Source organism: Marinospirillum sp. (assembly GCF_014859565.1).
On the sequence record NZ_JACUUA010000144.1, the window covers coordinates 1 to 8,248 of the forward strand.

At 51.9% G+C, this 8,248-nt stretch carries 7 protein-coding genes; all 7 read left to right on the plus strand.

Translation table 11 applies throughout. The features are described from left to right. Positions 1-123: 123 nt before the first annotated feature. Positions 124-1,554: a hypothetical protein gene (locus tag IBX50_RS14555; RefSeq protein ID WP_292257017.1), complete on the plus strand. Its 1,431-nt coding sequence runs from the start codon at positions 124-126 to the stop codon at positions 1,552-1,554. Between the two features lie 3 nt (positions 1,555-1,557). Beyond that, entirely contained in the window at positions 1,558-1,932 is a 375-nt protein-coding gene (locus IBX50_RS14560; RefSeq protein WP_292257018.1) for a hypothetical protein, read from the plus strand. Continuing rightward, complete coding sequence (locus IBX50_RS14565; protein ID WP_292257019.1) at positions 1,919-3,319, plus strand: hypothetical protein; 1,401 nt, start codon at positions 1,919-1,921, stop codon at positions 3,317-3,319. Before IBX50_RS14560 ends, IBX50_RS14565 begins: the two co-directional genes overlap by 14 nt. A gap of 61 nt (positions 3,320-3,380) precedes the next feature. After that, entirely contained in the window at positions 3,381-4,385 is a 1,005-nt protein-coding gene (locus tag IBX50_RS14570; protein WP_292257020.1) for a hypothetical protein, read from the plus strand. 12 nt (positions 4,386-4,397) lie between these two features. Continuing rightward, a complete protein-coding gene (locus IBX50_RS14575) occupies positions 4,398-4,826 on the plus strand; it encodes a hypothetical protein (protein ID WP_292257021.1) in 429 nt (142 codons plus the stop codon). 16 nt (positions 4,827-4,842) lie between these two features. Beyond that, complete coding sequence (locus tag IBX50_RS14580; protein ID WP_292257022.1) at positions 4,843-5,454, plus strand: hypothetical protein; 612 nt, start codon at positions 4,843-4,845, stop codon at positions 5,452-5,454. Next, the coding region (locus IBX50_RS14585; protein ID WP_292257023.1) for a hypothetical protein at positions 5,454-8,248 on the plus strand (2,795 nt) is incomplete at its 3' end. The genes IBX50_RS14580 and IBX50_RS14585, both read left to right, overlap by 1 nt.

The window sequence follows — 8,248 nt, forward strand, 5'->3', positions numbered from 1 at the left end:
GCACCCACTGCACCCGTGGCACCCGTGGAACCCACTGCACCCGTGGCACCCGTGGCACCCACTGCACCCGTGGCACCCGTGGAACCCACTGCACCCGTGGCACCCGTGGAACCCACTGCACCCGTGGAACCCACTGCACCCACTGAGTCAAAAAAAATAACATCAGCATCAAAGGCGATTGAGCGCAGCAAAAAAGCAGCCTCTGACTATGCCAAAAAAGAATCATCACGCGCCCGTGATGCAAGCGGTAGATTTGTCAGTAAAAACGAAAAAGAAGACAAGGGTGCTGAGGCGCTAAAAGAGCGAAAAGAAGACCAACGAAACAAAAGCCTGGTCGATACCATCAAGGAGGCTGCTGTTGGTGATAACGGCCTGTTTGCCGGTGCCTCATCAGACAACGAGGAGATAGGCACTGCTGCTGGCGGTGCTTTTTATGGATCGGCAAAGGAAATAGGTGAGGCTTACAGCAAGCTGACTGACCCGGAGGGCGTAGCAGCGAAAGCTATCGGAATTGTTAAAGGCAGGATGGCAAAGGATGGCAAAGATCCAGCGAAAAAAAACGACAAATTATCTGAAAGTCAAAGCGTTATCGCTGAATCAGTTTACGAGGTCAGCAAAAACACTGATGGTCTTTCGGAAATAAAAGATGCGATAGAAGATCAAACTAAAGAGCAGAAAAAACAACATAAAGCGACAATAAAAGGGCTTGATAAAGCAGGTAAGTCGTCTGGCGGTGAAGGCGGCGGCATGCTTGGATCGCTCGCAGAGCTGCTTGGTGGGGGTAAGGCCGGTAAGGCTGGCGGCATTCTTGCCAAGGGTGGTGGCCTGCTTAAGGGTGCCGCTGGATTTGGCGGCAAGGCGCTGGGTGCGCTGGCTGCTCCTATCGCGGGTTTAATAGCCTACAGCAGCAAGAAAAATGAGCTGGCAGAGCGCACAGACCTTACCGAAGAGCAGAAAAAAACGCAGGCTCTGTCAACAGGCGTGGGTGCTGGTGGGGGGGCTTTGGCGGGAGCAGCGGCCGGTGCAGCCATCGGTTCAATCATCCCGGTATTTGGCACGGCGATTGGCGGCATAATCGGCGGCATTGCTGGCGCGTTTGGCGGCGAATGGCTTGGCGGCAAGGCCGGAGAGGCCATTGCTGGCGGCGGCAATCCTTCCGGGGAGGTAATGGGGGAGGCTGCGTTATCAGAGCCTATAACCGAAATACCCGCATGGGCTGAGGCGGCCGCACCACAAAACAGAGTGTCTGCATCTGGATCGGCAGCTGTTGTTGATAGCGGATTGCAGGTGTCAGAGGTAAAGGCATCCCCGGTCACTTCTGAAATGGTCAGCGCATCATCTGCCGGTACCTCAGGATCTGCACAGCGGCAGTCTGGCAAACAGCAAAATCAACAGCAGATCATTGATCCGAAGGCTATTGCGGCAGAGCTGGCCAAAGCAATAAAATCTGGAGGCGATAAAAAAACAGATAAGCCAGTCGCACCCGCCATGGCATCTGTGCCAGTTGATTTTGATGATACCCTGATGACACTAATATCGCATGACAGGATTTAACAAATGTCCATGATGAATGAGCTTGATTACCGATTATCTCTTGTGCAGTCAGGTATTTTGCTGCATGAGGGTAGTGAGTCGGCAATGAATGCCCGTATTGATGAATGGTTTGACACGCCTGCATGTACTCTGGCTGATAACGTCCGATGGGGGCATCCGCTCAGGCAGTATCAGTTTGACCCGCCTTCTGACCTGCTGGCAATCGAGATGGAAATGGTGGTAGCACAGAAGATAACTCAGGATATTGAGGGTATTATTGTCCGATACATACGAATTGATGTGACTGGAGTTGATAGTATCACAGTGATGATTGCTCACAATTACGGCGTATTCGGTGGCACACTACCCTATAGAGAGGGAGAAAATGGCAGAGCCTGATATTTACAACCTTTCCAATGATGAATCCGTTGAAGAATTTCAGCGGATACTTGCCAGTAAGCCGGAATGGGCAAAACTGGAAGATTCGCAGTTTATCCGTAATCTGGCTATCTTTAACAGCTGGCAGTACCGTGCTGCAATGTGGCGACTTGAGCGCGACCGCCAGGAGGCGTTTCTGTCAACTGCAGTCAATCGCTCAAGCGTACTGGCCGGCGCAGAAGACAAGAGCTATGTGCCACGGATGGCAACCCCGTCCAAGGGCAAGGCTCTTCTGACCAGTACGCACACGACTGATGTTCTGGTGCCATCCGGGTCAGTCTGGCTGATGCCTGACCAGACACCGTTAACCATTCCTGGAACGGCGGTCGTACCTGCAAATGGATCAATCCTTGTTGACGTTGAGCAATACGAGGTCAGACTGGAAGCACGAACAGTCAGTGATGCCGTGCCATTTTATGAAGTGCTGATCGACAAGGAAATCACCCGTGATATTTGCGGTGTTGCTGTTTTTGTTGATGGAAACAGGTGGACGTATCATCCAAGGCTAATGAACACCACGTCAGTAATGCGTGCCTACGACCTGTTTTACACCAGCCTTGACCAACTTGGAATCCGCTTTGGTGACGGGTTTTTCGGCAGAATACCTCCTGCAGGATCAATCATACAGCTTGAGCTGCAGCTGACACGCGGCAGCATTGAAATAGCCCAGGGGCAGCAGATGAGCAGGGTGGTCGCAAATGGCAGCGATCCTATTCTTGCGAAGGTGAGCGCTATTACCAGCACGATCATCCAAGGCGGGCAGCCGCAAGAAGACATCGAAAGCATTCGCCTGAATGCGCGTTATTATCCACTCTATGATGAGCAGCTGGTATGGCGTGACGACTACAAATTTCAGGTTGAGCGTATTTGGCCGGAGGCCGTATGGGTGCGCGTGTGGGGCGAGCAAGAACAAGAGCGCGTCTACGGTTTTGACGTGACCCATATCAATAAAATTTACATCAGTGCATGGGCACCGGACAACCCGACCATTGGCGATGAAATACTGGATCGGCTGGAGGAGCCGCTGAACCGAACCTACGTGTTTGTGCCACCGGCAATGCAGCCTTTTACGATAACGCTAACCGCCGTTATACCAAGAACCATCCAAATATCGAACGCTGAAAACCAGATCGCCAGCACGCTGCTGGCAAACTACGGACGGGACAGCAGAAACAGAAAGACAGAAATAAAAATCAAAGATTTTTACTCCCTGATTGAGCGAACAGGCGTTTTTGCAGATGGCGGACACTTCGTTGTGGATATTGCCGGCCTGGTTCCTGATAATGGACTTAACGACTTGATTTATCTGGATCTTGACCTTTCTGCACTGGATATAAGTTATGGCTGATAAACCGGAAAACTGGCTGGTTAAGCGACTCTCTCCCCGACAGGCAAAAAACCCAAGATGGGTGCAGATGGCTGAGGCTATACAGGAGTTCTGGGATGAAAACTTTGAGCCAAGTGTTGACCAGTATGAGCGACTAAGATCCATCTTCACGGCAGACGAAGAGGGTATAGACCGTAGACTGGCAGAGCTTGGCAGCAAGTTTGAGGTAGCGCTTCCGATCCTGCCAACCAGCAAGTCCGTAGCCTATGCTATGCGTGGCTACGAAATACACCGGAAGGACAGGCGCAGCAGTATTGAGCAGATGCTGCAGCGTGACTTTCGTGGCGCTGTGATAAGCTGGCTTCCTCTTTACGCGGTTATCGGGGAGCCATACGGCACCCGGTTTTTAACAGAAATCGAAATGGGCGAGCTTGGCATCGACCCGTCAGAGGCTTATATGACCTCGCGCGGGAAAACCCTGGTTAATTCCCCCGTTGCCAAAGAAAGCGGCTTTAGTAGTGATAGCATCAGGGCGGCGCTTGATAGAAAATTGTTAGAAATAAAACCGGCGCACATTGTTTATGATGGAATACAGTTTATCAGTATTTACATCGGTGAGATTGAGCCGGTTATTATCACACATCCGCTGAATATCGCAGCAGGGCGGCACTGGCTGGATGCCAACCCTGTTGATTCTGTTGTCAGCATTATCAGTTCCGTATCGGTTAACACGGTTGATGTTGGCGGTGAAATGCTGTCGCTTCAGTGGCGACTGGATATGGGATGGGATATTAACGGCGTATTCAGGCCGAGGCCGGGGCTTGAGGGTGATGTAATTGGAATTATCAGCAATCTGGCTTCTGATTCGGCCAGTCATCAGCTGGTTGAGGTTTTACCTACCCTTGATCTTACCAGGGCGTTAAAATCAGTAACCAGGCAATATACAGATGTTGAAGATCAGGATATTTCCGGCGCTTCTGTGGCCACGGTAAGGCACCCACTGCTTAACCTTGAGCAACCGGATGACATGCCTCGCATGGATGACATACCGGCAGATTTTGCCCCTTTAGACATGTATTACGAGTGAGGTTGATAGTTTATGGCAACATACAGTGCCGCGAAAATGCTGACCGCTTATTACGAGCGCACAGCCCAATCCGTTGCCAGTAACGGCAACTGCCCTCGAATTGTCGAGTTCCGGTTTGGGCATGGCTATGTGGATGAAACAACAGATCCCCCTACCCTGCTTCCAATCCCATCAGACCTTAATACCGTGCCCGGTGAGTTTTACACAGGCATCCCGGAAGTCGAATCCAGCGGTGGCCGTGTGATCGTGAAATGCACCCTGCCGCCAGGCGGTGTTACCGTGCCTCACAAGTACAGCATTACTACACTGCATGATGATGACGGCACTATTCTTGCTGCGATGCAGGACTTGCCGGACTGGATTACCCCGACTGATGAGCATGTGGCTTACGGTTATCTGGATTATCCGCACCTGAGCGAAAATCCACCGGCTGCAATCTAAAAAAAACAGGTGAACCATGAATCAGAATTACGCAGGAAGTTTTAAGTTTGATTCCTTCGATGCCCAGGGTGTTGAACCCATAAAGAAAGCCTTTGAGCGTGCCGGCGCAACGGTCATCGAGGTGGATGCCCCGAACCGCGCCAGCCGCCGTGCTGGATACCAAGTCAAAAAATCCACGTTTTTTCTGGCTGATGGGCAGCAGATTATGATGCTGTTGAAAAATGATGGTGAAGGCAACGGTGATATTTATCAGGTTCAGCTGAATAGCCGTGTGATCCCGGTTAAAAACGTGGATGACATGAGCAAGGCAGCCGCTGAAATCGCCCGGATGGCAAAGGCCAATTCACCGGCATTCACGAAAGCGCAGCGGCGCAAACATCAAAAGCTGAAGGTCAATGAGTCTGACCTTGATGGCGGAAAACCCAAGACAGCTCCGGCAACCGCACGGGCAAAGCTGGCCGAGACCAAGGCGGAAGCTGAAGAAATGGATGCACAGCTTGCAGAGCAAGAGCAGGCAATGGCCGAAAAAATCAGCCAGCTGGAAGCCAAGAGAGCGGAAAACGACAAGAATCAGGCAGAGATTGACCGCCTGCTGGCAGAAAACGAACAACTTGAGAGTGCAGCATAATGAAAAAAACTCTGTTTCCAGCGGTTCACGGCTACCGCGTTGGCCTTGGCGTTGATCTGACTGAAAAATGGGATCAAAAAGAGCTGCGCGAAATCATGTACCGCTTGGCCGGTGAAGATGCCGACAGTGCCGAGCTGCTGCTTGAATCCTGCAATCCTGAAGATGCTGATGATCTGCTGAACCCAGGCACGGAAATGGTGCTGGAAGCCGTTACAGCCGTTTACAGCCGCCTCGGCAAGACTGCTGCTGCACTGGCGCGTGTATTTGCCCGTCACCTGCCTGAAAACCTGACGATGGATGGCGACCCCTTTGTGGGGCCGAACCGCAAAAACGCCCTGTTTGCTTACAAAACCGTGACGCTTCGTATCAGTGACGGACAAACGGTATCCATCCTGTTTCACTCCCCAGACAACGATCCGCGTAAATTCCAGCCAGATGAAACCCTGGTTGCTTACCGCTGGATGCTGAACAAAAAGGACATTACCGCCACGGTAGCCCCTGAACGTGGTCGTGACATTACCCTGCAGCTGATGGCGCGGCGAATGGCGCAACTGGTGGAAGCCAACAGCGACAAATTCCAGAAGCAGCAGGCTGCCCGTGAAGCCCTTGAGCAAGAGCTGGTGGAGGCGACTGCCCGGCGTGAAGACCTGCGCACCAGAGTCGCAGCGGCCACTGAAGAGGCCATTAGCCTTGACGAAAGCCTGATGGCCGAAGAACGCCGTGCCGTACGACTGGCAGATCAGCTTGAAGAGCAGCGCGCCCGTAACGAGCGACTGAAGGCTGATGCAGCTGAAATTGGCACGGAAATCGAAGCAGTAACCAAGACAAATGAATCGCCAGATGATAACCCGGAGATGCCTGGCGGCAAAAACTACAATATATACGAGCCATACTACAAAGAAGCCATTGAAAAAGGCTTGTCTCCGCTCTCTCCCAGCGAGTTTATGGATGAGATTAATAGCGGAAATCAGAACGGATTTAGCCTGGATAAGCTCAAACAGGATCTTGCCAAGTATCGCCAGATGCTGATCGACCTCCGCGATAAAAAGATTACGCCACGCAGCGTAGCGGGCGTCGGGGCGTCCCAAAAAGGGGCAGCCAACTGGATCAAAGGGCGGATCGAGCAAACGGAGCAAGACATACCAACAGGTGGTATTGGCAATCACGTTAATGCAGCCAACTACAGAGGTTACTTGGCCAGGCTTATCCGGGAGGCATCCGAGTCTCCAGATGATAGCCAAGAACTGCCATCCGGCAATGAAAACAACGAAACCAATCCAGCTCAGCCTCCCAGCCTTGCCGATCTGGATGCTTCTCTCGCTAGCAGCGTGGCAAGATCGCTAAAAAACATCGCTGCAATTGATAGTGGTGCAAAAGGCATGGATCGCGCTCTTTTCGTTGCAAACTTGGCCAGCAAGATCAAAACCAGAGCCAAGCGCGGTGATAATGATGTCGCTGATGCCGCACTTCGCATGGTGGCCGAGTTCAACTCCAGTGCAAGCAAGCCTGCTTTAACGCAGCGCAACAGCGTATGGTCTTCGACCGGAAAAAGCTATAAGGATTACGCTGTTTCAGGTATCACAGCTCCACAGCAGGAGTCAGTAGCGCCCGACAAGCCAGCCAGCACTGAAGGGTTTGGCGTTCAACCATTCCTTGATGCGCGTACCCGCATTGCTGCTGCACTGGCCGAAGAGCTGGCAATGGCTGGATTTGATCCGCATAACTTCCCGGTCAATGATCCTGAGTATGTGCTCTCTGAATATGCGGCCATTGCCACAGAAAAAACCCTGTCCGGAACTGGTGCTGTTTATCTGAATGCCTTGGATTCGCTGAACAGCATGACCGTTGAAATGGAATTTAATGAAGATGCGCAGCCAGGGCAAAGCGAACCCATCCCAGCGGTTCGCGAGACGCTAACAATCCCCGTCCCGGTCGGCATTCTGGAAAGCAAATTCGACAGTCTTGTGAGCCAGATTGAGGCGTTTTTTGCTGGCTTCCGTAGCCCACTGGACGATATTCAGCTGCCGAAAATGGGCGAAAAAATCAGCTCGGTTAACCAGAATGACGCAGCTGATATTGCCAAGGCGATTCGCAAAGATATTAAGGAAATTCTGCAGCCATCCGGATGGAAGCCCAGCTTCATCAGCGTGAAAACCAGCAAGTACAGCATGGGGCAGTCCATCAGTGTAACCATTCGCGATGTACCGGAAGGCTTCCGTGTTATGGCTGCCGGTAGTGGCCGCTACACTACCGAAATGCGCTCCATGATCCGTGTGCTTGAAGCAATCGGCAATGCGTACCGCTATGACAACAGCGATAGCCAGACCGACTACTTTGACACGAATTTTTACTACAGCGTCAGCGTTGACCCGGATCTGAAGCAGCAAATAGAAGACCAAGTTGCCAAGGTTGATGCTGTGCATAAATTCAATGCCACTGATGAGTTTAAGACATTTGTTGCCGCATACGTGGATAAAGGCGAAGGCTACAACCCCTTCGAGACTGCCAAAGGTGCAGATATTGAGGCTGCCAAGCATGGCGCTACAATCAGCTGGCTAATGGATGCAGAAGGCGGCGCTATCGGCAAGGTAATGCGTGCCGGTGAAGAGGTTGCCAGCCTTGACATGGGTGATGATGGCAAGATTGCAGGAACCATTGCCAGTGGCACTCGCATCATGTTTACTTTTACCGATGCAAAAGGAAATGCCAGCCCCATGATGGTGTCTCGATCTGATGAAGGAGCAGGTCTTATCAAAACCCTGTTCACCGACCAAGCAAACGGCTTGGCTGGTGA